Below are 26,251 nucleotides of genomic sequence, written 5' to 3'. Positions count from 1 at the left end.
CGCGAAAGGAGGCCGCCACCCACGTGGGTGACGGCCTCCTGCGAGACTTGCTTACCGCTCGACTTCGCCGCGGATGAACTTCTCCACCGCGTCGCGGGCGGTCGCGTCGTCGTACTGCTCCGGCGGCGACTTCATGAAGTACGAGGACGCCGACAGGATCGGGCCGCCGATGCCGCGGTCGAGGGCGATCTTCGCCGCGCGGACCGCGTCGATGATGATGCCCGCCGAGTTCGGGGAGTCCCAGACCTCGAGCTTGTACTCCAGGTTCAGCGGGACGTCGCCGAACGCGCGGCCCTCGAGCCGGACGTAGGCCCACTTGCGGTCGTCGAGCCACTGCACGTAGTCCGACGGTCCGATGTGGACGTTGCCCTTGCCCAGCTCGCGGTCGACCTGCGAGGTCACCGACTGGGTCTTGGAGATCTTCTTCGACTCGAGCCGCTCCAGCTCCTTCATGTTCAGGAAGTCCATGTTCCCGCCCACGTTGAGCTGCATCGTCCGGTCGAGCTGGACGCCGCGGTCCTCGAACAGCTTCGCCAGCACGCGGTGCGTGATGGTCGCGCCGACCTGGGACTTGATGTCGTCACCGACGATCGGGACACCCGCGGCGCGGAACTTCTCCGCCCACTCCGGGTCGGAGGCGATGAACACCGGCAGCGCGTTGACGAACGCCACGCCGGCGTCGATCGCGCACTGGGCGTAGAACTTGTCGGCCTCTTCCGAGCCCACCGGCAGGTACGACACGAGCACGTCGGCCTGCGCCTCGCGCAGCGCGGCGACGACGTCGACCGGGGTCTCGTCGGACTCCTCGATCGTCTCGCGGTAGAAACGGCCGAGCCCGTCGTGGGTGTGACCGCGCTGGACGGTGACGCCGAGCGGCGGCACGTCGGCGATCTTGATCGTGTTGTTCTCCGAGGCGAAGATCGCCTCGGACAGGTCGCGGCTGACCTTCTTGGCGTCCACGTCGAACGCGGCGACGAACTCGATGTCGCGGACGTGGTACCCGCCGAAGTCGACGTGCATCAGACCGGGGACGCGGGTGGCCGGGTCCGCGTCGCGGTAGTACTGGACACCCTGGACCAGCGACGCCGCGCAGTTGCCGACGCCCACGATGGCCACCCGTACGCGGCGGTTGTCGCCCATGGGAGGTTTCTCCTTCAATCCGTCTGTCAGTAGGTCTGGTGCCGCGACGCTGCGGCCCGCGCCGGGTGGCTCAGGGCGTTTCCGGCCCCTGCCGTTCGGCTTGTTCGTGCGCGATCAGCTCGTTGAGCCAGCGCACCTCCCGCTCGCTCGTCTCCAGCCCCAGCCGGTGCAGCTCGCGGGTGTAGCGATCGATCTTCTCCTCGGCCCTCGCCAGTGCCGCACGCAGACCTTCCCGGCGTTCCTCGACCCGGCGGCGGCGGCCCTCGAGGATCCGCATCCGCACGTCGGCCGGGGTCCGCGAGAAGAAGGCCAGGTGGACACCGAACCCCTCGTCGTCCCAGGTCTGCGGCCCGGCGTCGCCGAGCAGCTCGCCGAAGCGCTCCTTGCCCTCCGCGGTGAGCTTGTAGACCCGCCGTCCGCGCCGCGACCACGCCCGGTCGTCGGCTTCGTCCAGCTCCTCCACGAGGTACCCGGCCCTCAGCAGCCTCCGCAGGGTCGGGTACAGCGAGCCGTACGAGAACGTCCGGAACGTGCCGAGCGTCTCGTGCAGCCGCTTGCGCAGCACGTACCCGTGCATGGGCGCTTCGTGCAGGAGGCCGAGGATCGCGAACTCCAGCACCGGGCACCCCCTTCCGGGAACAAACCGAGACGACGGGCGTTGCTCCGAACGATCGCCTCGATCCAACCTACTCAGCCACTATATCGCGCCGATACATCGAAGTGGCGAAGCTAACCTCCGCCGGGTACCCATCGGGGTCGAAATTCACCGGAGAGTTATCGAATGTCCGGCGTGTCCGCGCCGGTCCGGGGCCCGCGGGCGCTAGGGGGCGTGGACGACACAGGAAGAGCCCGTACTCTGTCCTGGTGATTAACCAGCGGCAGGTCGTGGACTACGCGCTGCAGCGCCGTGCGCTGCTCGCCGAAGTCCGGTCCGGGCGCGTCGGCAGCTTCGAAGCCTGCGACGCGAGCCCGTACCTGCTGCGGGCGGCGAAGTTCCACGGCCGGGCCGGTGACCTGCCCTGCCCGATCTGCCGCCAGGAGCCGCTGACCCTGGTGTCCTGGGTCTACGGCGACGAACTCAAGCACGTCGCGGGCTCGGCGAGGTCCCCCGAAGAGCTGGCCAGGATGGCCGGCCTGTTCGCCGAGTTCACCGTGTACGACGTCGAGGTGTGCCGGGCGTGCCACTGGAACCACCTGGTCCGGTCGTACGTCCTCGGCACGGGAGAACCGGCCGGTCCGCGAAGGACCACGGGCCGGTGAGCTGGATCACTACCGCTGAAGAGCGCAGAACGGCGTCCCACCGGGCGCCGGTCTGGGAGGCCCATTCGTGAACGACGACCGCAACCGCTCCTGGCCCGGCCAGGAGCCAGATGCACCTCGCCGTGCCCAGTCCGGCCCGTGGCCGGGAGAGGATCCCGGACCGGCGTGGCCCGGCGAAGAAGCCCCCCGCCGCCCGCAGCGCAGCACCCCGCCCCGAGGCGTCCCCCGCGGTGGCGGCGCGCCCGAGTGGCCGTCCGGGGACGAAGGCGGTCCCCAGTGGCCGGGCGAGGAGCCGCCCCGGCGCCCGCAGCGGCCCCGCCAGCAGGGCATGCCGCCGCGGCGGCCGGTCCCGCCGCCGGGCCAGCGTCCCCAGCAGGGCCCGCCGCCCGGGTCGCCGCCGCAGGGCTTCCGGCAGCCGCCGCCCGGACGGCGTCCGGCACCCCCGCCCCCGGAGCAGCGCGAACCGGACCTGATCACCCACCACGCGCACAACGGCACCGACGACTTCGGCCGCGACCCGTACGACGACGGCTACGAGGACGCCGCGTTCAACGAGTTCGCCGACGACGTCGAGCCCCAGGAGGAGCTGGACGAAAAGGGCAAGAAGGTCCTCACGCCGGCGCAGCGCAAGAAGCGCCGGTGGAAGATCGTCCGGCGGGTCGCCTACGCCTTCGTCGGGCTCTTCTTCGTCGTGCCCGCGATCGCGTTCGTCATCACCTACTTCCTCGTCGACGTGCCGACGCCGGAAAGCATCAAGTCGCTGCAGAACCAGCCGGTCACCTACTTCGACGCCAACGGCCAGGTGATGGGCCGGGAACTGCCGCCGGGCGGCGACCGCCAGCTGCTCAAGCCGGGCGAAGTGCCCGAGGTCGTCAAGCACGCGGTGTACGCGGCGGAGGACGCGACGTTCGAGACCAACTCCGGCTTCGACGTCACCGGCATCCTGCGCGCGGTCTACAACCAGGTCACCGGCGGGCAGGGCGGTGGCTCGACCATCTCCCAGCAGTACATCAAGCAGGCGACGCAGAACGACGCCCCGACGCTGACGCGCAAGTGGACCGAGCTGGCCAAGTCGTTCAAGATGAACAACCAGCAGTCCAAGGAAGAGATCATCACTTCCTACCTGAACATCGTCTACTTCGGACGCGGCGCGAACGGCATCCAGGCGGCCGCGAAGGCCTACTTCAACAAGGACGCCAAGGACCTCAACGCCTCCGAAGCCGCGTTGCTGGCCGGCCTGATCCAGGGCCCGAGCCGCTCGGAGAACCAGAACTACGCGCAGAAGCGCTGGGCGTACGTGATGGACCAGATGGTCGCCAACAAGTGGCTCCGCGCGGACGAGCGCGCCACCTTCCAGTTCCCGACGCCGATCCCGAAGAACGCCAACAAGGAGCAGAACTCGGGCAAGATGACCTACCAGCTCCAGCAGCGCATCAAGGACGAGCTGGCGGCGAAGGGCTACGACGAGAACAAGCTGTTCTCCACCGGCGCCAAGATCTACACCACGATCGACCCGGCCGCGCAGGACGCCGCGGAGCAGGCCGCCCAGGAGGGCATGAAGGGCCAGACGGACGAGAACCTGCTGAACGCGCTCGTCGCGGTCAACCCCAAGACCGGTGGCGTGATCGCCTACTACGGCGGACCGGAGCTGGTGAAGGACGCGAACGGCAAGGACCAGATCGGCCAGGACCGGGCCAACCAGGCACGGAACCCCGGCTCGTCGATGAAGGCCTTCGACCTCACCGCGTTCCTCAAGATGGGCAAGGGGCTCGGCGAGACGTTCGACGGCTCCAACAACCGGGTGCTCGGCGGCCGCGTCGTCCGGAACGCGGGTGACAGCGCCACGTGCGGCAAGGAGTGCACCGTCGCCGAGGCGATGGAGCGGTCCACGAACACCGTGTTCTACGACATGGTGCTGAACGTGACGAAGCCGTCGCGGGTCGCGGAGGCGGCGAAGGAAGCCGGCGTCAAGGTCGCCCCGGCAGGCAAGAGCGTCCTCTACACCGACGACAACAACATCTCCCTCGGCGGTGGCGGCACGGCCGTGACGCCGGAGGACATGGCGGCCGCGTACGCGAGTTTCGCCAGCGGCGGTGTCTACCACGAGCAGCACTTCGTCGCGAAGCTGACGAACGCGCAGGACGAGGTCGAGTTCGACGAGAACAACGTCAAGACCAACCCGGCGTTCGACGACGACGCGGGCAAGAGCCAGCAGATCGCGGGCAACGTCACCGAGGCGCTCAAGCCGGTCATCACGCACTCGAACCTCAAGTGCCCGGCGGGCCACGAGTGCGCGGGCAAGACCGGTACGCAGCAGTACACCGCACGGGACGGTGACCCGGCGGCGTACAAGGACCGCAACGCGCAGACGTGGATGGTCGGCTACACGCCGTCCGTGTCGGCCGCGGTCTGGGTCGGTGGCGACGGCAACAAGCCGCTGCACGACCCGCGGAACAAGCCGATCTTCGGTGCCACCATCGCCGGTCCGACGTGGCAGAACTTCCTCAACCTCTACCTCAAGGGCAAGCCGCCGGAGAAGTTCGACAAGGTGCAGCCGATCGGCAAGGACGTCAACGACGTGACCACCACGCCGACGAAGCCCTCGGACACGCCGACCACGACGACGACCCCGCCGACCACGACGACCCCGCCGAGCACCGAGCCGTCGGAGACCGAGTCGGAGACGACGACGCCGCGGACCCGGCCGTCCCGGCCCGGGCCGGGCGAGACGCCGACGTTCCCGTTCGGCAACACCTCCGGCTCGGGTGGTGGTGGCGGGCTCGCCGCGCCACCAGGCGGCCGCCGCGGTTGATTCCCGGGGTCCTTCGCGAACCCGCGAAGGACCCCGGTTTCGTTCCGGGAGGGATCTTTCCGGCAACCCGGGTGCTTTTCGTGCGTCCTTGTCAGAAAAGGGGTGGCGATTGCCGCTGCCCACGTCACCTGGAGGACTGCCCGTGCCCGACGATCGATCCCGCTCCTGGCCCGGCCAGGGTCCCGATCCGCGGCGTCGTGGGCCGTCCGCACCCCAGGGCCCGTACGGCCAGGCACCGCGGCGCCCGGTCCCGCCGCCGCCCGGCCGCCCGCAGCAGCCGCCGCAGCAGCGGGCCTACCGGCCGGAGCCGCCGCCGATGAGCGGCGGGCCGGAGCTGATGACGCACCACGCGTACGACGAGCCGGACGACGGCTACGACGTCGAGCCCGAAAGCGACGAAAAACCGGCACTGACCCCGGCACAGCGCAAGAAGAGACGCTGGAAGATCATCCGGCGGGTCGCCTACGGCTTCTTCGGGCTCTTCTTCGTGCTGCCCGCGATCGCGTTCGTCATCACGTACTTCCTCGTCGACGTGCCCTCGCCGACCGAGGTCGCGCAGAGCCAGAGCCAGGCCGTCACCTACCTCTACGCCGACGGCTCGCCGATGGGCAAGGACGTGCCCCGCGGCGGCAACCGGGTGCTGCTGAGCCCGGACCAGATCCCCGACGTCATGAAGCACGCGGCGATCGCGACCGAGGACGACTCGTTCGAGACCAACTCCGGGTTCGACGTCGGCGGCCTGCTGCGCGCGGTCTACAACCAGGTCACCGGCGGCGTCGGCGGCGGATCGACGATCTCCCAGCAATACATCAAGAAGGCCACCGACAACGACGCGCCCACGCTGACGCGCAAGTGGACCGAGCTGGCCAAGTCCTTCAAGATGAACCAGACGTACGAGAAGAAGGACATCATCACCGCGTACCTGAACATCATCTACTTCGGACGCGGGGCGTACGGGGTCGGCGCGGCTTCGCAGGCGTTCTTCCACAAGGAAGCCAAGGACCTCAGCTTCTCGGAAGCCGCGCTGCTGGCCGGCCTGATCCAGCAGCCGGGCCGCTCGGAGAACCCGAAGGTCGCGCACGACCGCTGGAACACCGCGCTCGACCGGATGGTGAAGAACAACTACATCAGCGCGGCCGACCGCGCGGCGGCGCAGTTCCCGACGCCGATCCCGCTGGAGGACAGCAAGCAGCAGGCAGGCGCGCCGCCCGCGTTCGTCGTGCGGCAGGTCAAGGACGAGCTGGCCGCGCACGACATCCCCGAGGACCGCTACTACTCCAGCGGCTACGTGGTCCAGACGACGATCGACCCGAAGGCGCAGCAGGCCGCGGAAAAGGCCGCCACCGAAGCACTCGAAGGCCAGGTGGACGACAACCTGCTCGACGCGCTCGTCGCCGTCGACACGAAGACCGGCGGCGTCCTCGCCTACTACGGCGGCAAGCCGATCGTGCAGGTCAACGGCCAGGACCAGGCCGGCCGCGACTGGGCGAACACCCCGCAGAACCCGGGCTCGTCGATGAAGCCGTTCGACCTCACCGCGCTGCTCAAGATGGGCAAGGGCCTCGACAGCACCTACGACGGCTCCAACAACCGCACGTTCGACGGCCGCATCGTGCGCAACGCCGGCCCCGGCAGCACCTGCTCGCAGCAGTGCACGGTCGCCGAGGCGATGATGCGCTCGGCGAACACGGTGTTCTACGACATGGTCCTCAACGACACCAAGCAGGGCCCGGTCAAGGAAGCGGCGAAGCAGGCCGGGGTCAAGGTCAAGGAGGACGGCGGCCAGTCGATCATCTCCACCAAGGACAACAACATCTCCCTCGGCGGTGGCGAAACCCAGATCACGCCGCTGGACATGGCTTCGGCGTACGCGACCTTCGCGGCCAACGGGCAGCAGCGCGCCCGGCACTTCGTGCAGAAGGTGACCAACGCGCAGAACGAGGTCGCCTACGAAGCCGCGACGGACGGCAAGGCGGCGTTCGACAGCGACGCGGGCAAGAGCCGCCAGATCGCCGGCAACGTCACCGAGGCGCTGAAGCCGGTCATCGACTTCTCGCACCTGAAGTGCCCGAACGGCCACGAATGCGCGGGCAAGACCGGGACGCAGCAGCACACGAAGGTTGCGGGCGAGCCGTCGTGGGCGGCGAACGCGAACTCCCAGACGTGGATGGTCGGGTACACGCCGTCGGTGTCGGTGGCGGCCTGGGTCGGCGGCGACGGCAACAAGCCGCTGCACGGCAAGGGCAACTCGCCGATCTACGGCTCCACCATCGCCGGCCCGATGTGGCAGAAGTTCCTGTCGCTGTACCTGACCGGCAAGCCCGGCGAGCGGTTCGAGAAGGTGGACCGCATCGGCGGCGAGGTCGCCCCGCCGTCGACGTCCGACGTCGTGACGAGCTCGGACGCGACCCCGACCGGCGAGAACCCCGACGGCAACGGAAACGGCAACGACGACGGCGACCACGGCCGTGGCCACGACCAGGACGGCAGCACCAACCCGTCGACACCGTCGAGCCCGGCGAAGCACACGAAGCCGTCGACACCGCCGAAGGAAACGCCGACCACCGGGGACACCCCGGAGAACTAGCCGGCCTGAACCGCGGTGGGCCGCGGTACGTGTGCCTCGTGAGAGGACTGCGTCCGCAGCCCACCGTGGAGGACGGCCCGTGAACAACGACCGCACCCGCACGTCGCCCGGTCGCGCTGCCGATCCCCGTCGCCGTGCCCGCCGCCCGGTGCGGCGGGCCGGGCTGCTGGGCAGCGAACCGGAGCTGATCACCCACCACGTCCACAACGGCACCGAGCCGGACGATCCGCCGACCGTGCCGATCCTGCGGCCCCGCCGCGGGCAGCCGCCGTCCCGGCCCCGGCCGACCACCGCCGCGGACCTGCGGAAACGCCGGTGGCGGCGGATCCGGCGGATCGCCTACGTCGCCGCGGGCCTGTTCTTCGTCGTCCCCGCGATCGCGTTCCTCGTCACCTACCTCGCCGTCGACGTCCCGTCGCCGGAAAACGTCGCGCAGGCGCAGGGCCAGGCCGTCACCTACCTGTTCAGCGACGGCACCGAGATGGGCAAGGACGTGCCGTCCGGCGGCAACCGGCAGATCCTCGCGCCGAACCAGATTCCCGACGTCGTCAAGAAGGCCGTGATCGCCACCGAGGACGCGTCCTTCGAGACGAACTCCGGCTTCGACGTAAGCGGCATCCTTCGCGCGGCGTACAACCAGGTCACCGGGGGTTCCGGTGGCGGATCGACGATCTCGCAGCAGTACATCAAGAACGCCTCGGGCGACGACGAGCCGACGCTGAGCCGCAAGTGGGTCGAGCTGGCGAAGTCGTTCAAGATGAACCAGACCTACGAGAAGGCGGACATCATCACCGCCTACCTCAACATCATCTACTTCGGCCGCGGCGCCTACGGGATCCAGGCGGCCGCGCAGGCGTTCTTCGGCAAGGACGTCGGGCAGCTCGACTACTCGCAGGCCGCGCTGCTGGCCGGGCTGATCCAGCAGCCGGGCCGCTCGGAGAACACCGCCGTCGCGACGAGCCGGTGGACCACGGCGCTCGACCGGATGCTGAAGAACGGCTACCTGACGCCGGCCCAGCGCGCCGCGGCGAAGTTCCCGGCCCCCATCCCGCTGCGGGAGAGCAGGCAGGCCGGTGCGCTGAACCCGTTCCTCAAGAAGCAGGTGCGGGCCGAGCTGGCCGCGCAGGGCATCGACGAGAAGCAGTACTACTCGGGTGGGTTCCAGGTGTTCACCACCATCGACCCGCGGGCACAGCAGGCGGCCGAAAAGGCCGTCGCCGAGGGGATGGCCGACCAGACCGACGACCGGATCCTCAGCGCGCTGGTGGCGGTCGACCCGAAGACCGGCGGGGTGCTCGCCTACTACGGCGGCGACCCGATCGTGAAGGGCCCGAACGGCGAAGACCAGGCCGGGCGCGACTGGGCCGACGAACCGCACAACCCCGGTTCGTCGATGAAGCCGTTCGACCTGGCCGCGTTCCTCAAGCTCGGCCGCGGCCTCGACGCGCGGTTCGACGGCACCTCACCGCGCACGTTCCCCGGTGTCGACCTGCCGATCCGCAACGCCGGCGACAGCAGCAGCTGCTCGCAGCAGTGCACCGTCGCCGAGGCCATGCAGCGGTCCACGAACACGGTGTTCTACGACATGGTGCTCAACGTGACCAAGCCGTCCGGGGTGGCCGAAGCCGCGCAGGAGGCGGGCATCCGGACCACCGAAAACGGCGGCCGCAGCACGCTGTTCACCGGGGACAACAACATCTCGATCGGCGGCGGCGGCACGCAGGTCACCGCGGCCGACATGGCGTCGGGGTACGCGACGTTCGCGGCGGGCGGTGTCCAGCGCGACCGGCACTTCGTGCAGAAGGTGACCAACGCGAACGGCGAAACCGCCTACGAGGCCAAGATCCGCTCGACCGACGCGTTCGCGGACAACGACCCGCAGAAGAGCGCGCAGATCGCCGGGAACGTGACGGCGGCGCTGGCCCCGGTGATCCCGTTCTCCCGGCTGACCTGCCCGGCGGGTCACGAGTGCGCGGGCAAGACCGGCACGCAGCAGCACACCCCGCAGAACGACGAGCCGGCGTCGGCGGCGAACGCGAACTCCCAGACGTGGATGGTCGGGTACACGCCGTCGGTGTCGGCCGCGGTCTGGGTGGGCGGCGACGGCGACAAGGCCCTGCGCGGCCCGGGCGGCGGCCCGCTGTTCGGCTCGACGCTGGCCGGTCCGATGTGGAACCGGTTCATGCAGCTCTACCTGACCGGCCGCCCGGCCGAACGCTTCACCCGCGTCCAGGCGATCAGCTCACCCCAGGACCGCGTGCAGGTGCAGGTCCAGCCGCAGCAGGAACAACCGCAGCAGCAGCAACAGCAACGGAATTCGGTGGACTTCGGCGATCGCGGCAACCGGCAGCAGAACGACCAGCTGGAGCAGCTGCGCCAGTTCCAGCAGCGGCTCCAGCAGCTGCAGGACCAGCAACGCGGGAGAAGGAGGCCGTGACCCCGGAGCTGGGGGTCACCGAGGTCACGGCCGGTCAGGGGGTCACAGGTCGACGACGGTGCCTTCGACGCCGGAGCGGTGCGCGGCCTCGATGACCCGCAGGGCCTCGACCGCCGACGCGGGATCGACCGGGAACTCGCCTTCGCCGCGCAGCGCGTCGCGGACCTGCGCGTAGAACTGCTCGTAGCGGCCCGTCTCGGTCGGGACGGTCCGGACGTCGCTGCCGACGCCGATGCGGCCCGCGTCCGCGGCGGGTTCCACGCCCCAGCCGTCGTCGCCGGGGCGCATGCCCGCCTTGATCTGGGGTTCCTGCACGTCGAGGCCGTACTTGGTGAACGTCGCCCGGTCGCCGAGGACCCGGAACCGCGGGTTCTGCGTGCCCGCGAGCGCCGACGCCCACAGGTGCGACCGGACCCCGTTCGCGTGGTGCAGCGCGACGAAGACGTCGTCGTCGACCTGGACGCCTTCACGGCGGCGGTCGACCTCGGCGTAGACCCGGGTGACCGGGCCGAACAGCTGCAGCGCCTGGTCGACGATGTGCGCGCCGAGGTCGTAGAGCAGGCCGCCCGCCTCGGCCGGGTCGCCGAACTCGCGCCAGTTGTCCTTGGGCTTGGGGACCCAGCGGTCGTAGCGGGATTCGAAGCGGAACACCTCGCCGAGCCCGCCGGACTCGAGGACCTTCCGCACGGTCAGGAAGTCGGAGTCGAGCCGCCGGTTCTGGAAGACGGTGAGGCCGACGCCCGCCGCCTTCGCCGCGGCGACCACCTGCCCGGCTTCGGCCGCGGTCGGCGCGAACGGCTTGTCGACGACCACCGGCAGGCCCGCCTCGATCGCCCGCAGCGCGAGCGGCACGTGCGTGCGGTTCGGCGTGCTGACCACGACGAGGTCGAGGTCGGCGGCCCGCGCGAACAGCGCGTCGGCGTCCGGCACGACCTCGGCGTCCGGGTGGTCGATGCGGGCCTGTGCCGCGTTGCCGGACGTCGTGATCACCGCCGGGGTCAGCCCGGGCGTCGCGGCGACCAGCGGCGCGTGGAAGACGCGACCGCCGATGCCGTAGCCGAGGATGCCCACCCGGAAGTCACGTGCCATGCCCGCCATTAAACAACAGCGTTGCCTAATTGACCACCCATGCGAAGATCGGGGGATGGCGGAAACCGGGGTGAACCTGCGGAACGTGCGGGAGCACAACCGTGCCCTGCTGCTCACGCACATCCTGCGCGCGGGCGGCCTCAGCCGGGTCGAGCTGGCCGAACGCACCGGGCTGACCCAGCAGGCGGTGTCCAAGATCGTCCCCGAGCTGCTCGACGCCGGCCTGCTCGACGAACAGCGGCAGCCCGCCGGGACGGTGGGCAAGCCACGCACCCGGCTGACCATCCGCGCCGGCGCCCGGCACGCCCTCGGCGCCCGCCTCGACCGCGACGAATACAACGTGCTGCGCACCAACCTGGCCGGCGAGATCGAGGAGACGGCGGGCGGCCCGCTGCCGGTCGGCTTCACGCCCGAGCAGGCCGTCGAGGCCATCGGCGCCACCGCGCTCGAACTGGCCGACGGCTTCGACGTCCTCGGCCTCGGGCTCGGCGCGGTCGGCCCGCTCGACCACCACGCCGGACTGGTCCGCGACGCGACGAACATGCCCGGCTGGCACGACGTCCCGCTGCGGGAGCTGCTCGAGAAGCGCACCGGGCTGGCCGTGACGCTCGACAAGAACACCAACGCCGCCGCGTTCGCGCAGCTCTGGCCGCACGGCGAGCCGACGGCGACCGCGGTGGTGCTGGTCGGCACCGGCATCGGCGTCGGGCTGCTGATCGACGGGCGGCTCTACCGCGGCCCGCGGACCAACGCGGGTGAGTTCGGGCACACCACGATCGCCTTCGACGGCCCGCGCTGCGCCTGCGGGCGGCGCGGCTGCGTCGAGATCATGGCCAAGCGGGCCCCGGACACCCGCGCGGCCGCCGGCTTCCTCGGCGTCGGCCTCGCCGACCTCGTGCAGGTGCTCGACCTGGAGCGGATCGTGCTGGCCGGACGCGCGGTCCGGGACGAGCCGGGCATCCACCGCGAAGCCGTCTCGGCCCGGCTGGCGGAGCTGCTGCCGCTGCCGCACTGGCAGCGCATCGAGGTCGTCGAGGACACCGGCGGCGAGGAGATCGTCACCCGCGGCGCCGCCGCCGAGGTCCTGGCCTCGTACTACGCGAACCCGGCATGATCGTCGGCTTCACCGCCGCCCACCCCGATCACCGCTACGATCCGCCTCGTGCCAGAGGAGACCACGCCGGAGCCGGATCCCGGCCCGGTGACGCTGACCCGGGCGGACCGGGTCGTCCCGAGCTGGACCGAGCCACTCGCGGCGGCGGTCACCAGACCCCTCGGCGGCCCGCTCGGCGAGCACGCGGCGGTCGGCAGGCACTGGTTCTGGTCGCCCCAGCGCGTCGGGCTGCTGCTGGCCACCCTCGCGCTGATGCTGTGCTGGTTCGGCAAGGGCTCCTGCATCCAGCAGTACCAGGACTCCAGCGGCGCCACCCAGCTCGACTGGCGCGCGGGCCGCCCGTTCGTGGCCATGTGCTACTCCGACATCGTGCCGCTCTACGGGTCCGAGCGGCTCGACCGGCCGGGCACCTTCCCGTACTACACGTCGTGGAAGGAAAGCTCCCAGACGGCCGAGAACAACACCCGGTACATGGAGTACCCGGTGCTCACCGGCCTCTTCCAGTGGGCGAACGCGAAGCTCGCGGCAGGCTGGTACAACCTCGCCGAAGCGGGCTGGCTGCCCGGCGCGCTGCCGGTGGCCATCTACTTCAACCTGACCGCGTTCTTCCTGTCGGTCGCGTGGCTGGTCACCGTCTGGGCGACCGGCCGGACGACGAGACGCCGTCCGTGGGACATGGTCCTGGTGGCGGCCTCGCCGCTGGTGCTGGTGCACGCGTTCACCAACTTCGACGCGATCGCGACCGCGTTCACCGCGACCGGCCTGCTGGCCTGGTCCCGCAAGCGGCCGCTGCTGGCCGGGCTCCTGCTCGGCCTCGGCGCGGCGGCGAAGCTGTACCCGCTGTTCCTGCTCGGCGTGCTGTTCGTGCTGTGCCTGCGTGCGGGCAAGCTGACGCCGTTCTGGAAGACCGCGGCGGCCACGGTCGTGACGTGGGTGGCGGTGAACGCGCCGTTCATCCTCACCGCGACCCGCGGCTGGTGGGAGTTCTTCCGGATGAGCACCCTGCGGCCGATGGACCCGGACTCGCTGTACAACGTCGTCGCCTACGCCACCGGCTGGACCGGCTTCGACGGCGTGCTGCAGAAGAACCAGAACCCGGCGTACCTGAACCTCGTGGTGGCGGTGCTGTTCCTCGGCTGCTGCGCGGCGATCGCCTACGTCGCGCTCGCCGCACCCCGCCGTCCGCGCGTCGGCCAGCTGGCGTTCCTGGTCGTGGCGGCGTTCCTGCTGACGAACAAGGTGTGGAGCCCGCAGTACTCGCTGTGGCTCGTGCCGCTGGCGGCGCTGGCCATCCCGCGCTGGCGGCTGCTGCTCGGCTGGATGCTGATCGACGCGCTGGTCTGGGTGCCGCGGATGTTCTACTACCTCGGCGTCGACCACAAGGGCCTGCCGGAGGGCTGGTTCCTCGGCACGGTGGTGGTCCGCGACCTGGCTGTGGCGGGACTGTGCGTGCTGGTGGTCCGCGAGATCTACCGCCCGGCCACGGACCTGGTCCGCAGGGCGGGCGACGACGACCCCGCGGGCGGCTTCCTCGACGGCGCCCGTGACGTGATCGTCCCGGACGCCGTCCGGCGCCGCCGCAAGGCCGTCGCCGTCTGAACGCGGCCGCTTCGGCGTCCTGAACGACTCAGCCGAGCTTCTCCCGCAGGTAGGCGATGTCGGCCGCCTGGCCGTCGGCCGGGGTCTCGACCACCACCGGGGCACCCGCCGTGCGGGCCACCTCGACCAGGACGTCCGGGTCGATCGTGCCGTCGCCCTCGACGACGTTGGCGTGGCGGTCGCGGGTCGAGCCGAACTCGTCGCGGGAGTTGTTGAGGTGGACCAGGTCGATCCGGCCGGTGATGGCGCGGACCTTTTCCACCGCCGTCGCCAGGTCCCAGCCCGCGGCGAACGCGTGGCAGGTGTCGAGGCAGAACCCGGCGCCGAACTCGCCGACCTTGTCCCACAGCCGGGCGATCACGTCGAGGTCGCGGGTCATCGCGTTCTCGCCGCCCGCGGTGTTCTCGATCAGGATCGGGACCTTGAAGCCGCCCTTCTCCTGCTCGCGTTCGAACAGCTTGCGCCAGTTGTCCAGGCCGGCCTCGACGTCGTCGTTCGCGCCGACGTGCCCGCCGTGCACGATCAGGCCCTTCGCGCCGATCGCCGCGGCGCCGTCCGCGTGCTGGGTGACGTTCTTGCGGGACGGGATGCGGATCCGGTTGTTCAGCGAAGCCACGTTGATGAGGTACGGCGAATGGATGAACACCTCGACCGGGTCGGCCAGGATCGCCTCGCCGTGCGGATGCGGCTTCGGGGCCTTCCAGCCCTGCGGGTCGGAGAGGAAGAACTGGACGACATCGGCTTTGCGCTCGGCGACCGCGGTCAACGGGTCGTCGTCGCGAACATGGGCGCCAATCAGCATGCCGAGCACGCTACTCCCGGGCGAACTCCGGGCAGCCGGTCCGGTTGGTGACGCTCGTGGAGTACCGTGAGCGCGTTCCGTGATCCAGATTGGTCCGACTGCCGGAGGGCATCGATGGGGAAGCACGTCGCCCGGATCACCGCACTGGGGTTCAGTTTCGCCGCCGCGGCCGCACTGGCGGCGCCGGGCGTGGCGAGCGCCGACCCCAGCCCGACCCTCGGCGGGAGCTGCCAGGCCACGCTGCAGAACGGCGACGCCCGCGCGGGGTCGCCGGGTCTGGTCCTCGACGCCGGTGCCCCGCTGAACGCCCCGAACCGGCTGACCGTCGGGCTCGACTCGAGTGCGCGGAACACCAACGGCACGGCCCCGCTGCTGACGCTGCCGCTGGGCGACACCGTGAAGGCGCTCGGCATCGGCGAGGTGCCGGCGGTCGGCGACCTGGCCGCGAAGGGCGTCTGCCCGGCCGCGCAGGGTGTCGTGAACACGGTTGGCGACGTGACGCAGGGCGTGACCGGCGAGCTGCCTCCGCTGCCCCTGCCGCCGGGCCCGGGACCGGGCCCGAAGCCGCCCCAGCCGGTGCCGCCCGCGCCGGTGCCGCCGGGCCAGAACCCGCCGCCGGGGTCGAGCACCGGCCCGGTGGTCACCGGCCAGGGCAACGCGGGCCTGCCGGGCGACGCCATCTCCGGCATCTTCACCAACGCCGTGCTGCTGCCGGGCAACCTGGTGCAGGCACCGGTGATCGCCCAGATCATCCCCGGCCAGCAGGTTCCCACGGTCGACACGCAGAAGTCCGGCACGGCGGAGGCGCTGCCCGGCGTCACGCCCCCGGCGAAGCTGCCCATGCTGCTGGCGGTGCTGGCACTGGCGATCGTCGCGGCGGCGCTCGTGCGGGCGTGGATCCGCCGCAAGCCCGCCTGAGTTCCACTCGAATGCCCGACAGACTTGAGCGAGCGGGCGTTACTCGCCTGCTTTAACGTCGTTGTCCTGGGCAGAGGCCAACGAGACCAGGGGCGGCAACCATGCAGGATCGGACACGGAGGGCCACGGCAGTCGGAGCAACGGCGGTCGTGCTCGCCGGCTCGGCCGTCCTCGGCCTGCCCGGGACGGCATCGGCCGAGACGAAGACCGTGCCCTGCGGCAGCACCGTGACCGCCAAGCCCGGCGACCACATCCAGGGCTCGCTGCTCGGCCTGCCGCTGCCCGTCGACCTGGGCGTCGTCGGCCAGGCGACCACCGTCCTCACCGCCACCGTCGGCGGCCTGCTCAACCAGGTCTGCAAGGTCACCGTGAACGTGGTGAACACCGTGGTGTCGCCGGTGCCCGTGGTGGGCGCGCCGGTGGCGAGCGCGATCAACCAGGGCGCCGACAGCCTCAACACGGCGGCCACCGGCGGCCTCAACACGCTCAACGGCGGGGGCGGCAAGCAGCAGTCCCCGCAGCCCGGCACCGGTGGCAGCCAGCAGAAACCGCCGGCCACCGGTGGTACCGGGGGAGCGCCGCAGGGTGGCACCCCGGCGGGGCAGTCCCCGATCCCGGAGGCCAACAGCCCGCTGCTGCCGGGGTTCTCCGGGACCCCGATGTTCGGCGGCTTCCCGTTCAGCGTCGGCACGGGGTACGCGCCGATGCGCGACTACAGCGGCATCCCGTTCGCCATGGCCGGGCTGTTCACGCCGTCGCCTGCCATCCGGTACGGCAGCCAGATCCCGGGTTACGCGCCGCAGTACGGCCTCACCGGCCCGGACGGGAACGCCACGGACAACTCGGGTGTCCAGACCGCGGGCCGCGCGGAGGCGCTACCGTCCGCGTCCGACGGATTCACGAACGGGTCGAATCTGCCGCTGCTGATTGCGGTTCTGGCACTCTCCGGAGTCAGCGCGGGGCTGGTCCGGACCTGGGTGCTCCGCCGAATGGCCGCTGCAAATTGAGCCGACTGCCGAGTATCTTTCGCGGGTCTCCCTCGTTCATCCTGGTGTCCAGGACGACGTCCCGATAACCCACGGAGGAAGTGCGCGTGCGGAAACTCCCCACCTGGCAGACGACCCGCCGAGCACTCACCGTTTCCGCGGTTGCCGCTTTCGTGGCAGGCGGCGCGTTCCTGTCCGCAGGCACCGCCTCCGCCGCGACGACCCTCGTAAGCAACAGCTGCACCGGCACGGTCACCGGTCAGATGGGCGACCGGGTCGCGATCGACGGAGCTTCGGTGAAGACCCTCGTCACCAACGGCGCCAACAACGCAGGCACCCTCGCGGTCGGGACCTGGGCCGGTGACTCGATCGCAAAGATCCACTCCATCCCGGTGGGACAGGTGCCGAATGCAGCAGCCGGCGAAGCGAGCGGCGCCGCGATCGGGAAAGCTGTCCGCACCGCGCTGGCCAATTCCGGCACCTGGGGTCTCGGTTTCAACTGGGACAAGACGCTGGACAGTGTGGAGAGCACGGTCGCGAAAGGCTGCGGCCTCACGTTGCTCGCCAGCAACTACGTGGCTCCCAGTACCCCGACCCAGCCGAGCACGGGCGCTCCGCAGGGCCGCGCCGACACCGCACCCGGCGGCGCCTCGGGCAACCTCTCGAACCTGAACCCGGGCAACGCGGCGGGCACGGGCACCGCGCCGATGCGCGACTACAGCGGCATCCCGACGGCGACCGCGGGCACCGCCGTCGCGCCGGGCGTGCGGTACCCGGCGAACGGCACCCTCCCCGGTGACGCCGCCGCGCCGCAGGCGGCACAGGGCGACCAGAGCGGCCAGGGCGCCGACGTCCGTGACGCGGGCAACGCGCAGTCGCTGGCCTCGAACGGCGGGCCGGGCGACGTCCAGCTGCCGATGCTGCTCGCCGTGATCGTGCTCGCCGGCGTGACCGCGGGCCTGGTCCGCACCTGGGTCCTGCGCCGGGCGAGCTGACCGCCACCCAGAAGACCCCGCTGTCGGGTCCTGTCGGTGCCCCCAGGTAGCCTTACCTGGACAAACCCTCCTGCCACGGACAGCCCGTGGCCGCGAGCCCATAGGAGGTGAGTGGTTGTGTCACGCCATTACGAGGTAATGGTCATCCTGGACCCCACGCTCGACGAGCGCACGGTCGCCCCCACGCTGGACAACTTCCTCAACGTGATCCGCACTTCGGGCGGTTCCGTGGAGAAGGTCGACGTCTGGGGCCGCCGCCGCCTTTCGTACGAGATCAAGAAGCACGCCGAGGGCATCTACGCCCTGCTGGACCTGAACTCCTCCGCGGACGCGGTCAAGGAGCTCGACCGCCAGCTTTCGCTGCAGGAGACCGTGCTCCGCACCAAGGTCATGCGCCGCGAGGTCAAGCGCGCCGCGGCCAAGCCCGCCGCCAAGGCCTGAGCCCGAGGGGAATCCCGATGGCTGGAGACACCGTCATCACGGTGGTCGGCAACCTGACGTCCGACCCGGAGCTGCGCTTCACCCCGTCCGGTGCGGCGGTCGCGAACTTCACCGTCGCGTCCACCCCGCGCACCCTCGACCGGCAGTCCGGCGAGTGGAAGGACGGCGAGGCGCTGTTCCTGCGCTGCAACATCTGGCGCCAGGCGGCGGAGAACGTCGCCGAGTCCCTGACCCGCGGCGCCCGCGTCGTCGTCCAGGGCCGCCTGAAGCAGCGGTCGTTCGAGACCAAGGAAGGCGAGAAGCGGACCGTCGTCGAGCTCGAGGTCGACGAGATCGGTCCCTCGCTGCGCTACGCCACGGCCAAGGTCAACAAGGTCAGCCGCGGTGGCGGCGGTGACTTCGGTGGCGGCGGTGGCGGTGGCAGCCGCGGAGGCGGCGGCGGCATGCCCGCCGACGACCCGTGGGGTTCGGCCCCGCCCGCCGGTGGCGGCGGTGGCGGCTTCAGCGACGAGCCCCCCTTCTGATCTCGCGCGCGAGCGCACACATCTGCAAGATTTGACTTTCCAGGAGTAACCAGTGGCCAAGCCACCCATCCGCAAGCCCAAGAAGAAGGTCTGCGTGTTCTGCAAGGCCGAGAAGAAGGGCCGCCCGGAACTGATCGACTACAAGGACACCAACCTGCTGCGGAAGTACATCTCCGACCGCGGCAAGATCCGGGCCCGTCGCGTCACCGGCAACTGCAGCCAGCACCAGCGTGACATCGCCATCGCGGTCAAGAACTCCCGCGAAATGGCGCTGCTGCCCTACACCTCGACCGCGCGCTAAGGGAGGGCACGGACATGGCGAAGATCATCCTCACCACCGACGTGGCCAACCTGGGCGGCCCCGGCGACATCGTCGAGGTCAAGGACGGCTACGCGCGCAACTACCTGCTCCCGCGGGGCTACGCGATCGTGGCCTCCAAGGGCGCGGAGAAGAACGTGCGCACCATCCAGCGGGCGCAGGAGAGCCGTCGCATCCGCGACCTCGACCACGCCAAGGAGATCAAGGCGACGCTGGAGGGCCTCGGCGCCATCCAGCTGACCGGCAAGGCGGCCGAGGGCTCGAAGAAGCTCTTCGGTTCGATCACCGCCGGCGAGATCGTCGAGGCGATCAAGGCGGCCGGTGGCCCGCTGCTCGACAAGCGCGTCATCGAGCTGCGCGAGCACATCAAGACCGTCGGCAAGCACTCGGTCGGCGCCCGGCTGCACCCGGACGTGAAGGTCGACGTGCGGCTCGAGGTCAAGGCCGCGCAGTAAGGCCCGGCCAGGCTCCTCACCAGGCGGGGCACCCCACGAACGGGGTGCCCCGCCTGTGTGCTTGACGGGGCAGGCCGGGAAGCGGCTGCGTTAAGATCCGAGGTGTCAGCGGGACGCAGCGAAGGGGGGTCTCTGATGAGCGAAGTGCCACCACCCGCGCCGATCCAGGTCGGCAGCGGCGGCACTCCCGGCGGCTACCGGTTCGAGCCGGGCCAGGTCGACGCGGTGATCAACCAGTGGAAGGACCTGCGCCGGGAGCTGACCAACGACATCAAGAACGCGCAGGCGATCGCCTGGGTCAAGCCGCCGGGGCAGGAGTTCGCCAGCGGCGACTTCGTCAACACCGGTGCCAAGCTGTCCGGCAACACCCTGCTCGAGCAGCACCAGAAGATGGCTCAGTACGTCGACAACTACATCAGGGCGCTCGAAGAGGCCAGCGGCAAGATCAAGGCAGGCGAGCAGCAGGCCACCGACGCGGTCAAGAGCCAGGGAAAAGGATTCTAGTGCCCGTGTTCCGCACCGTCCGGCTCGCCGCGGCCGCCGTCGCCGCGCTCACCCTGCTCACCGCGTGCAGCAGCCCGAAAACCGGGACCGGCTCGGCCGACACCACCAGTCCCACCACCGGCACCACGGCAAGCCAGGGCCAGGGCGGCGACGCGCCGAAGGTCCCTGCGCCGCTGCCGGTCGACGGCCTGCTCTCGGCGCCCTGCAGTGCGCTCTCGCCTGCCCAGCAGGACGACATCGGCATGGTCAAGCCCGGCGAGGTCACCAAGGGCCCGGCCGGCCCGGACTGCACGTGGGCCTCGGTCAGCACGGACGCCAACACCGTGTCGGTGAGCCCGTTCCCCACCAACAAGAACGGCCTGAGCGACATCTACGCGGGCAAGGAGCGCGGCGCCTACTTCGAGCCGCTGACGATCGCCGGGTACCCGGCGGTCTCCACGAACGTCTCCGACCTGCGGTCCCAGGGCAACTGCCCGATCTGGGTCGGCGTGACCGACCAGCTCGCGGTCGTCGTCACCGCCCAGATCCTCCGTGGCGAGAACAAGACCCAGCCGTGCACCGTGGCCCAGAAGGTCGCGGAAGCGATGATCCAGCATCTCAAGGGCGCGGCGTGAGCCGCGCTGCCGAGCGCCTCGGGAGGGATGGCACCTCATGGGGAACGACGCCAACACCGTCGGCAAGGAGCTGAAGTACGCCGCCGCCGGCGCCGGGATCGGGGCGGCGGTCGGGTCGGTCGTGCCCGGGGTGGGCACGGCGGTCGGTGCCGGGGTCGGGGCCGTCGCGGGGAGCCTGGTCGGCCTGTTCAGCGGCGGGCCGGACGCCCAGCACGCGGAGGCGAACCTCGGCGGCCGCTCGATCGACGCGCGCGCCATCTGGGAGCAGATCAGCCCGGGCAACACCCAGTCGCTCGACGAGGGCTCCGCGGCCGCCAAGGCCCTGCAGGAGGTGCACGCCGAGCGCTCGCGCCAGATCGACGCGCTCAACAAGACGATGGACGCCGCCTGGCAGGGCAACGCCGCGTCGGCCGCACAGGCCGGCGCCCACCCGCTGGGGATCTGGCTCGACTCGTCGGCGAACAACCTGCAGCGCAGCCACACCTACCTCACCAACCAGGCGGACTCGTTCCACACCGTCAAGGGCAAGGTGCAGGAGATCGCGAAGGAACCGCCGTCCGCGGGGTTCATGGACGGGATCAACCCGTTCAGCGACAAGGACGACGAGATCAACCGGTACAACGAGCAGGGCAAGACGAACGTCGCCGCGTTCACCGCCTACTACCAGGCGAGCGTGCAGAACGCCGCCGGCATGCCGCAGTACCAGGCCTGGCAGGGCAACAACATCTCCGACCCGGGCGGTGGCGGCAACTTCGGCAACGGCGGCGGGAACTTCGGCGGCGGCGGTGGCGGCTCCTTCGGCGGCGGCGGTGGGGGTGGCGGCTCGTTCACCCCGCCCCAGATCGGCACCCCGAAGTTCGACACCCCGCCGCGCGTGACGCCGCCACCGGTCACGCCGCCGCACGTCACCCCGACTCCGGTCCCCACCCCGCCGGGTGGGCACTACCAGCCACCGGAAATCCCCGGGCCGGGCCGGTTCGGCGACGGCACGAACGCGGCCGGGTACCTCGACCCCAGCACGAGCAGCTTCGGCCCGCCCGGCGGTGGCTTCGGCCCCGCGGGTGGTGGCGGCGGCTTCGGCCCCGGCGGCGGCGGCGTTGACGCCGGTGCCGGAACGGCCGGGTTCGGCGCCGGGTTCGGCCCGGGCAGCGGCGCGCTCTCCGGCGCGGCCGAGGCCGGGGCCGGCGGCGCGGCCGGGACGCGGGGTGCGGGCGGCATGGCTGCCGGCCGTCCCGGGGCGACCGGTGCCGGCGGGATGGGCGGCATGGGGCCGCACGGCGCCGGCAAGGGCGGCAAGGGCGCCGAGGACGAGGAGCACAGCAGCAAGTACCTCGTCGCCGAGGACCCGAACGAGCTCTTCGGCACCGACGTGCTGACCGCGCCGCCCGTCATCGGCGAATGACCCGAAGGACCGACCCGTGCTCGACCAGCCCACGAAGTTCACCATCCCGACGCTGCTGAACCTGATCAAGCGCCGGGGCGGCGAAGCGCACCAGACGTTCGCCGAGACGCCGACGTTCTACGACGAGACGGCCGAGCGCCTGCTCGACAAGCAGGTCAACGACGTGCTGACCGAGGCGGGCCTGCTGGGGCCGCGGGGCATGGACCGCGACCTGCTCGCCGTGCTCGAGTCGCTCTCGCATCCGCAACTGGAGTACTACGGCTGGTTCGACGGCGAGTTCGAGGACGGCAGCCCGGCGAAGTTCTCCGCGTTGTCCGGCAGCGGCAGCGGTGGGGGCTTCGCGCTCATCCGGGTCAGCGGTGACGACACCGTGGTGCTGCAGCGGCAGCGGTCCGACCAGGTGCTGCCGACGTTCCTCGACATGATCCCGGCCGGCCGCCCGGCGTCCGGCCAGCCGCTGGTCACCAGCAAGAGCGAGTACGAGAGCGGCCGCGCGGCCACGGCCGAGGACGACCGGCAGTCCATCATGCAGAAGGCGCCAGGGCGCCACGAGCAGCTCTCGCCGCTCAAGGAGATCCAGCGGATCATGGGCCTGCCGAGGACCGGGGCGGGCACGCTGTACGTGGCAGGCCGCCGGGGTCCCGGCACCCGGCGGCAGCGCTGCCCGCGGCCGCTCAACTTCGTCGACACCGCCGAGGGCCGCTGGCTCATGGAGGAACGCCCCGGCCGCGGCGACTCGCTCGTCGTGTTCACCCCCGGCACGCCGCAGGCGATCGGCGAGCGGCTGCGCAACGCCCAGAGCGCGCTCACCTGACCACCCTTTTCGGGGAACCCCGGACGCCCGCGCCCCGTCCGAGGAGAATGGGCGAGGACGTGAAGGGGATGGAATCGCATGGCTAACGAGGTCAGCATGTCCGCGCCCGCCAACGGCGGGCCAGGGGGCGGCGGCGGCTTCACCTTCGACGCCGACAAGATCGACGGCGTCATCAAGAAGTGGCAGGACCTGCAGGCCGACCTGAAGCGCGACTACGACGACGCCAACCTGATGGCGAACGTCAAGGCGCCCGGCAAGGAGTTCGCCAGCGGCGACTGGGAGAAGCTCGCGAACCCCTCCGGCAAGGCGTTCCTGGAACAGAACCGCAAGATGCAGGAATACGTCAAGAACTACATCGACGCGCTGACCGCCGCGAAGCAGCGGATCACCACCAAGGAGTCGGACACCCACGCCGACCTCTCGCAGACGGGGAACCAGGCCACGTGAACCGACGACTCCTCGCCGTCCCGGCACTGGCCTGCGCGGTGCTCGCCGTCGCGGGCTGCACCAGCCGGACCCACGGCACGGCCAACCCGGCGCTCGCCACGGGCACGACGGGCAGCGAGACCACCACCCGGTCCACCGCCGACACGGCGCCGCACGTGCCGCACCCGCTCAACGTCACGGCGATCACCTCGGACGCCTGCGCGACGCTCGACGCGACCGGGCGCTCGTCGCTCGGCCTCGGCGAGGGCGAGCCGCGGACCACCGGCAACGGTCCCAGCTGCACCTTCCAGGAGACCGCCGACCCGGGCAACCAGATCGACGTGACCACGGTGACGGCGAACAAGAACGGCCTGCAGGACGTCTACGACACCAGGGCCAACGACGCCTACTGGGGCGAGACGCAGAGCTACGGCTATCCCGGGGTCTACGCCGCCGCGGTGGACGACCGCAAGAACGGCAAGTGCGGCCTCTTCGTCGCGGTGACCGACCAGCTGGTGGTCAACATCCTGGTCCAGTACGACCACGGTGACGGCGCGTCGGACCCGTGCTCGGTGGCGGCGAAGTTCGGCGAGATCATGGTCCGGACCCTGGGAGCCTGAGATGCTGGAACTGGTGCTGCTGGGCGGGTTCGCCGCGTACAACCTGGCGACGACGCACTCGGACGACCACACGTCCGTGCAGGGCGACCGCAAGATCGACTGCTACGACATCTGGGAGAAGATCACCCACGGTCCCGGCCCCGGCTCGATCGCGAGCGGGCAGTCGGCGGCGAGCCGGCTCCGGGGTGCCTACCAGGAGCGGCTGGCCACCATCGACGCGCTGGCGAAGGAGATGGACGCGGCCTGGACCGGCGGCGGCGCGGAGGCGGCGCAGAAGGCGGGCGCGCACCCGCTGCGGGTGTGGATGGAGGACTCCGGCACGAAGCTCACCGAGTCCGACAAGTACCTCGGCGAGCAGCACAACGCCTTCACCACGGTGCACGCCCAGGTGCAGGAGGTGCCGAAGGACCCGCCGAAGAACAACCTGCTCAACGCGCTCAAGCCGTGGACGACCGACACCGACCGGGCGATCCGCGACTACAACGCCAAGGGCCAGGCCAACGTCGACGCCTTCAACACCTACTACAAGGCGAGCAACGACAACGGCCAGAAGATGCCGACGTACTCCGCGCTGCAGGGGCAGCAGGAGAACGTCACCGTCGACGGCGGCGGCAAGGACGGCCGCCGCAAGCCCGGCGACGACGGCCGCACCGGCAGCCAGGACCCGAACGGCTCCGGGTCGGTGCCCGGTGGCGTGAACATGCCGGGTCCGGGCGGCGTGCCGCACTTCGGCGGCCAGCCGAACACGCCCGGCGGCAGCTTCGACCCTGGCAAGATCCCCGGCTTCGACCCGTCGAAGCCGCCGAACTTCGATCCGGGCCGGATCCCGGGCGGCAACTACGACCCGCCGCGGATTCCCGGGCCGGGCCCCTACACTCCGCCGAACTTCGACGGCACCCATTCGTCGGGCTACACGCCGCCGAAGCTGCCCGGCGCGGGCGGCGGCTTCGGGCCCGGCGGGGCGGGTGGCATCGGCGATCCGACCGCGGGCTTCGGGCCCGGTGGCTCGGGCGGCATCGGCGACCCGACGGCCGGTTTCGGGCCGGGTGGCGTGGGCTTCGGGCCTGGTGGTTCGTCCGGCGTGGCCGTCCCCGACGGCGCTGCGGGCGCGGGCCGGGGCGGCCCTGGTGCCGGCGGTGCGATGGGTGCGGGCGGTGCCATGGGCGCGGGCCGCGGCGGCGCCGCCGGGATGGGCGGCATGGGCCCGATGGGGCACGGCGCCAAGGGCCAGGGCGGCGGCGACGAAGAACGGACGTCGAAGTACCTGCTCGGGGACGACCCGAACGAGATCTTCGGGACCGACGAGCTGACCGCGCCGCCGGTCATCGGCGAATAAACCTCGCAGGCTTCCGGGCGCGTGCCAAGATGGGCGCGCCCGGCGTCCGGGTTCACGATTTCACTGGGTTCGATCTTCATGGGGGAAGAGCGGTGCTGGACAAGCAGGTCACCATCACGACCGGCACCCTGATCAACCTGATCCGGCGGCGGGGCGGCGAGCCGCACACGGTGCTGGCCGAGCGGCCTGCCTGGTACAGCGACGAGGCCCAGCGCGCCGAGGACGAGCGGGCCAACGCCGAGCTGGCCAAGGCCGGGCTGTTCGGCCCGCGCGGCATGCACGCCGGGTTCGTCGCGACGGTCGAGGCGATCGCCCGGCCGCAGCTGGAGTACTACGGCTGGATCGACGGCGGGTTCCAGGGCAAGCCGGTGAGCTACCGGCTGCTGGCGGGCAGTGCCGGCGGTGAGGCGTTCGTGCTGGCCAAGCACGAGGAGCTGGACGTCGTCGTGCTGGAGTCGTCGCGGCCCGGGGAGCTGCTCGACGACTTCCTCGGCCAGATCCCGAAGCTGGCGCCCGGCCGCGGGACGCCGCTGGCGGTGCCGAAGAGCCGGCTCGAAGGGACGTCGAGCCACGACGACGGCGAGGTCGCCGTGCTCCGCGGCGGCCGCCCGGCCGAGGGGTCGCAGGAGGTGGAGGAACTCCGCCGGATCCTCGCGTTGCGCCGGATGGGGAGTGGCAGCCTGTACGTCGCCGCCCGCAGCCGCACCGGCGCGTGGCACCGGATCGAACGCCCGGTGAACTACATCGATACCTCCGAAGGCCGCTGGCTGACCGAGGAGATTCCCGGGCGCGGGGAGAACCGGATCGCCTTCACCCCGGCCGACCAGCGCGTTCTCGCTGAGCGGTTACGCAGCGCACAGGGCCGGCTCACCGCCGCCTGACCCGGCCACCGTTCAGCCCACCGGGTTACGGCTCTACGCTCCGTGATTTTCATCCACAGGTGGCGCGACCCAATGGGCCACGGCTGGTCCACGACACGCCGAAGAACGGACTTCGCGCGACACGCCGGACGAGTTTCACGGGAGTTCTCCACATCTTGTACACAGTGTTTGACCTG

At 70.9% G+C, this 26,251-nt stretch carries 25 protein-coding genes; 21 read left to right on the top strand and 4 right to left on the bottom strand.

Annotation, left to right across the window (positions count from 1 at the left end):
- Positions 1–51: 51 nt before the first annotated feature.
- Both ABJI51_RS27665 and ABJI51_RS27660 read right to left on the bottom strand, forming a co-directional pair.
- Complete coding sequence (locus tag ABJI51_RS27665; protein WP_348949596.1) at positions 52–1,140, bottom strand: inositol-3-phosphate synthase; 1,089 nt, start codon at positions 1,138–1,140, stop codon at positions 52–54.
- Positions 1,141–1,210: 70 nt separating this feature from the next.
- Positions 1,211–1,759, bottom strand: a complete 549-nt coding sequence (locus tag ABJI51_RS27660) for a PadR family transcriptional regulator (RefSeq protein WP_348949597.1) — start codon at positions 1,757–1,759, stop codon at positions 1,211–1,213.
- A gap of 245 nt (positions 1,760–2,004) precedes the next feature.
- Here ABJI51_RS27660 and ABJI51_RS27655 point away from each other — a divergent pair, with 245 nt between their 5' ends.
- The 4 genes from ABJI51_RS27655 (at position 2,005) to ABJI51_RS27640 (ending at position 10,236) form a co-directional block, all read left to right on the top strand.
- Entirely contained in the window at positions 2,005–2,400 is a 396-nt protein-coding gene (locus tag ABJI51_RS27655) for a DUF5318 domain-containing protein (RefSeq protein ID WP_348949599.1), read from the top strand.
- 67 nt (positions 2,401–2,467) lie between these two features.
- Positions 2,468–5,212, top strand: coding sequence for a transglycosylase domain-containing protein (locus ABJI51_RS27650; RefSeq protein ID WP_348949601.1), 2,745 nt, complete (start codon positions 2,468–2,470; stop codon positions 5,210–5,212).
- 142 nt (positions 5,213–5,354) lie between these two features.
- Complete coding sequence (locus ABJI51_RS27645) at positions 5,355–7,799, top strand: transglycosylase domain-containing protein (RefSeq protein ID WP_431605590.1); 2,445 nt, start codon at positions 5,355–5,357, stop codon at positions 7,797–7,799.
- Positions 7,800–7,878: 79 nt separating this feature from the next.
- Positions 7,879–10,236: a transglycosylase domain-containing protein gene (locus tag ABJI51_RS27640; protein ID WP_348949602.1), complete on the top strand. Its 2,358-nt coding sequence runs from the start codon at positions 7,879–7,881 to the stop codon at positions 10,234–10,236.
- Between the two features lie 42 nt (positions 10,237–10,278).
- On the opposite strand, the gene ABJI51_RS27635 is transcribed toward ABJI51_RS27640, so the two are convergent.
- On the bottom strand, positions 10,279–11,325 hold the full coding sequence (locus ABJI51_RS27635) for a Gfo/Idh/MocA family oxidoreductase (protein WP_348949604.1): 1,047 nt from the start codon (positions 11,323–11,325) through the stop codon (positions 10,279–10,281).
- A 55-nt stretch (positions 11,326–11,380) separates the two neighbouring features.
- Here ABJI51_RS27635 and ABJI51_RS27630 point away from each other — a divergent pair, with 55 nt between their 5' ends.
- Positions 11,381–12,439, top strand: coding sequence for an ROK family transcriptional regulator (locus ABJI51_RS27630; RefSeq protein ID WP_348949606.1), 1,059 nt, complete (start codon positions 11,381–11,383; stop codon positions 12,437–12,439).
- A 48-nt stretch (positions 12,440–12,487) separates the two neighbouring features.
- Positions 12,488–14,038 (top strand): glycosyltransferase family 87 protein, encoded by a 1,551-nt coding sequence (locus tag ABJI51_RS27625; protein ID WP_348949608.1) that lies wholly within the window; start codon positions 12,488–12,490, stop codon positions 14,036–14,038.
- Between the two features lie 28 nt (positions 14,039–14,066).
- Here the strand turns inward: ABJI51_RS27625 and ABJI51_RS27620 are convergent, their stop codons facing one another.
- On the bottom strand, positions 14,067–14,840 hold the full coding sequence (locus ABJI51_RS27620) for a deoxyribonuclease IV (protein ID WP_348949610.1): 774 nt from the start codon (positions 14,838–14,840) through the stop codon (positions 14,067–14,069).
- Between the two features lie 114 nt (positions 14,841–14,954).
- Here ABJI51_RS27620 and ABJI51_RS27615 point away from each other — a divergent pair, with 114 nt between their 5' ends.
- The 15 genes from ABJI51_RS27615 to ABJI51_RS27545 all read left to right on the top strand — a co-directional run bounded on the left by ABJI51_RS27615 (position 14,955) and on the right by ABJI51_RS27545 (position 26,075).
- Positions 14,955–15,758 (top strand): hypothetical protein, encoded by an 804-nt coding sequence (locus ABJI51_RS27615; RefSeq protein ID WP_348949612.1) that lies wholly within the window; start codon positions 14,955–14,957, stop codon positions 15,756–15,758.
- Between the two features lie 101 nt (positions 15,759–15,859).
- A complete protein-coding gene (locus ABJI51_RS27610; protein WP_348949614.1) occupies positions 15,860–16,765 on the top strand; it encodes a hypothetical protein in 906 nt (301 codons plus the stop codon).
- Positions 16,766–16,845: 80 nt separating this feature from the next.
- Positions 16,846–17,739: a hypothetical protein gene (locus ABJI51_RS27605; protein ID WP_348949615.1), complete on the top strand. Its 894-nt coding sequence runs from the start codon at positions 16,846–16,848 to the stop codon at positions 17,737–17,739.
- A 117-nt stretch (positions 17,740–17,856) separates the two neighbouring features.
- The gene (gene rpsF / locus ABJI51_RS27600) at positions 17,857–18,180 is read left to right on the top strand and encodes a 30S ribosomal protein S6 (RefSeq protein WP_177328751.1); all 324 of its coding nucleotides are present in this window, start codon (positions 17,857–17,859) and stop codon (positions 18,178–18,180) included.
- 17 nt (positions 18,181–18,197) lie between these two features.
- Entirely contained in the window at positions 18,198–18,704 is a 507-nt protein-coding gene (locus ABJI51_RS27595) for a single-stranded DNA-binding protein (protein ID WP_072475379.1), read from the top strand.
- A gap of 52 nt (positions 18,705–18,756) precedes the next feature.
- Positions 18,757–19,005, top strand: a complete 249-nt coding sequence (gene rpsR, locus ABJI51_RS27590) for a 30S ribosomal protein S18 (RefSeq protein ID WP_003098744.1) — start codon at positions 18,757–18,759, stop codon at positions 19,003–19,005.
- A 14-nt stretch (positions 19,006–19,019) separates the two neighbouring features.
- Positions 19,020–19,478 (top strand): 50S ribosomal protein L9, encoded by a 459-nt coding sequence (gene rplI / locus ABJI51_RS27585; protein WP_348949616.1) that lies wholly within the window; start codon positions 19,020–19,022, stop codon positions 19,476–19,478.
- A 135-nt stretch (positions 19,479–19,613) separates the two neighbouring features.
- Entirely contained in the window at positions 19,614–19,982 is a 369-nt protein-coding gene (locus ABJI51_RS27580; RefSeq protein ID WP_348949618.1) for a hypothetical protein, read from the top strand.
- A gap of 5 nt (positions 19,983–19,987) precedes the next feature.
- Positions 19,988–20,596 (top strand): DUF3558 domain-containing protein, encoded by a 609-nt coding sequence (locus tag ABJI51_RS27575; RefSeq protein WP_348949619.1) that lies wholly within the window; start codon positions 19,988–19,990, stop codon positions 20,594–20,596.
- Between the two features lie 37 nt (positions 20,597–20,633).
- Positions 20,634–21,998: a hypothetical protein gene (locus ABJI51_RS27570; protein ID WP_348949620.1), complete on the top strand. Its 1,365-nt coding sequence runs from the start codon at positions 20,634–20,636 to the stop codon at positions 21,996–21,998.
- Between the two features lie 16 nt (positions 21,999–22,014).
- Positions 22,015–22,812 carry an ESX secretion-associated protein EspG gene (locus tag ABJI51_RS27565; RefSeq protein ID WP_348949621.1) on the top strand — a complete coding sequence of 266 codons (798 nt, stop codon included), beginning with the start codon at positions 22,015–22,017 and terminating at the stop codon, positions 22,810–22,812.
- Between the two features lie 78 nt (positions 22,813–22,890).
- Complete coding sequence (locus tag ABJI51_RS27560; RefSeq protein WP_348949622.1) at positions 22,891–23,259, top strand: hypothetical protein; 369 nt, start codon at positions 22,891–22,893, stop codon at positions 23,257–23,259.
- The gene (locus ABJI51_RS27555; RefSeq protein WP_348949624.1) at positions 23,256–23,858 is read left to right on the top strand and encodes a DUF3558 domain-containing protein; all 603 of its coding nucleotides are present in this window, start codon (positions 23,256–23,258) and stop codon (positions 23,856–23,858) included. Before ABJI51_RS27560 ends, ABJI51_RS27555 begins: the two co-directional genes overlap by 4 nt.
- A gap of 1 nt (position 23,859) precedes the next feature.
- Positions 23,860–25,194 carry a hypothetical protein gene (locus ABJI51_RS27550; protein ID WP_348949626.1) on the top strand — a complete coding sequence of 445 codons (1,335 nt, stop codon included), beginning with the start codon at positions 23,860–23,862 and terminating at the stop codon, positions 25,192–25,194.
- 92 nt (positions 25,195–25,286) lie between these two features.
- Positions 25,287–26,075 (top strand): ESX secretion-associated protein EspG, encoded by a 789-nt coding sequence (locus ABJI51_RS27545; RefSeq protein ID WP_348949628.1) that lies wholly within the window; start codon positions 25,287–25,289, stop codon positions 26,073–26,075.
- Positions 26,076–26,251: the final 176 nt, after the last annotated feature.

Source organism: Amycolatopsis melonis (assembly GCF_040064235.1).
GTDB classification, from domain to species: domain Bacteria; phylum Actinomycetota; class Actinomycetes; order Mycobacteriales; family Pseudonocardiaceae; genus Amycolatopsis; species Amycolatopsis melonis.
Note: the sequence above shows the minus strand (reverse complement) of the source record. Positions and strands in the feature narration are given on the sequence as shown.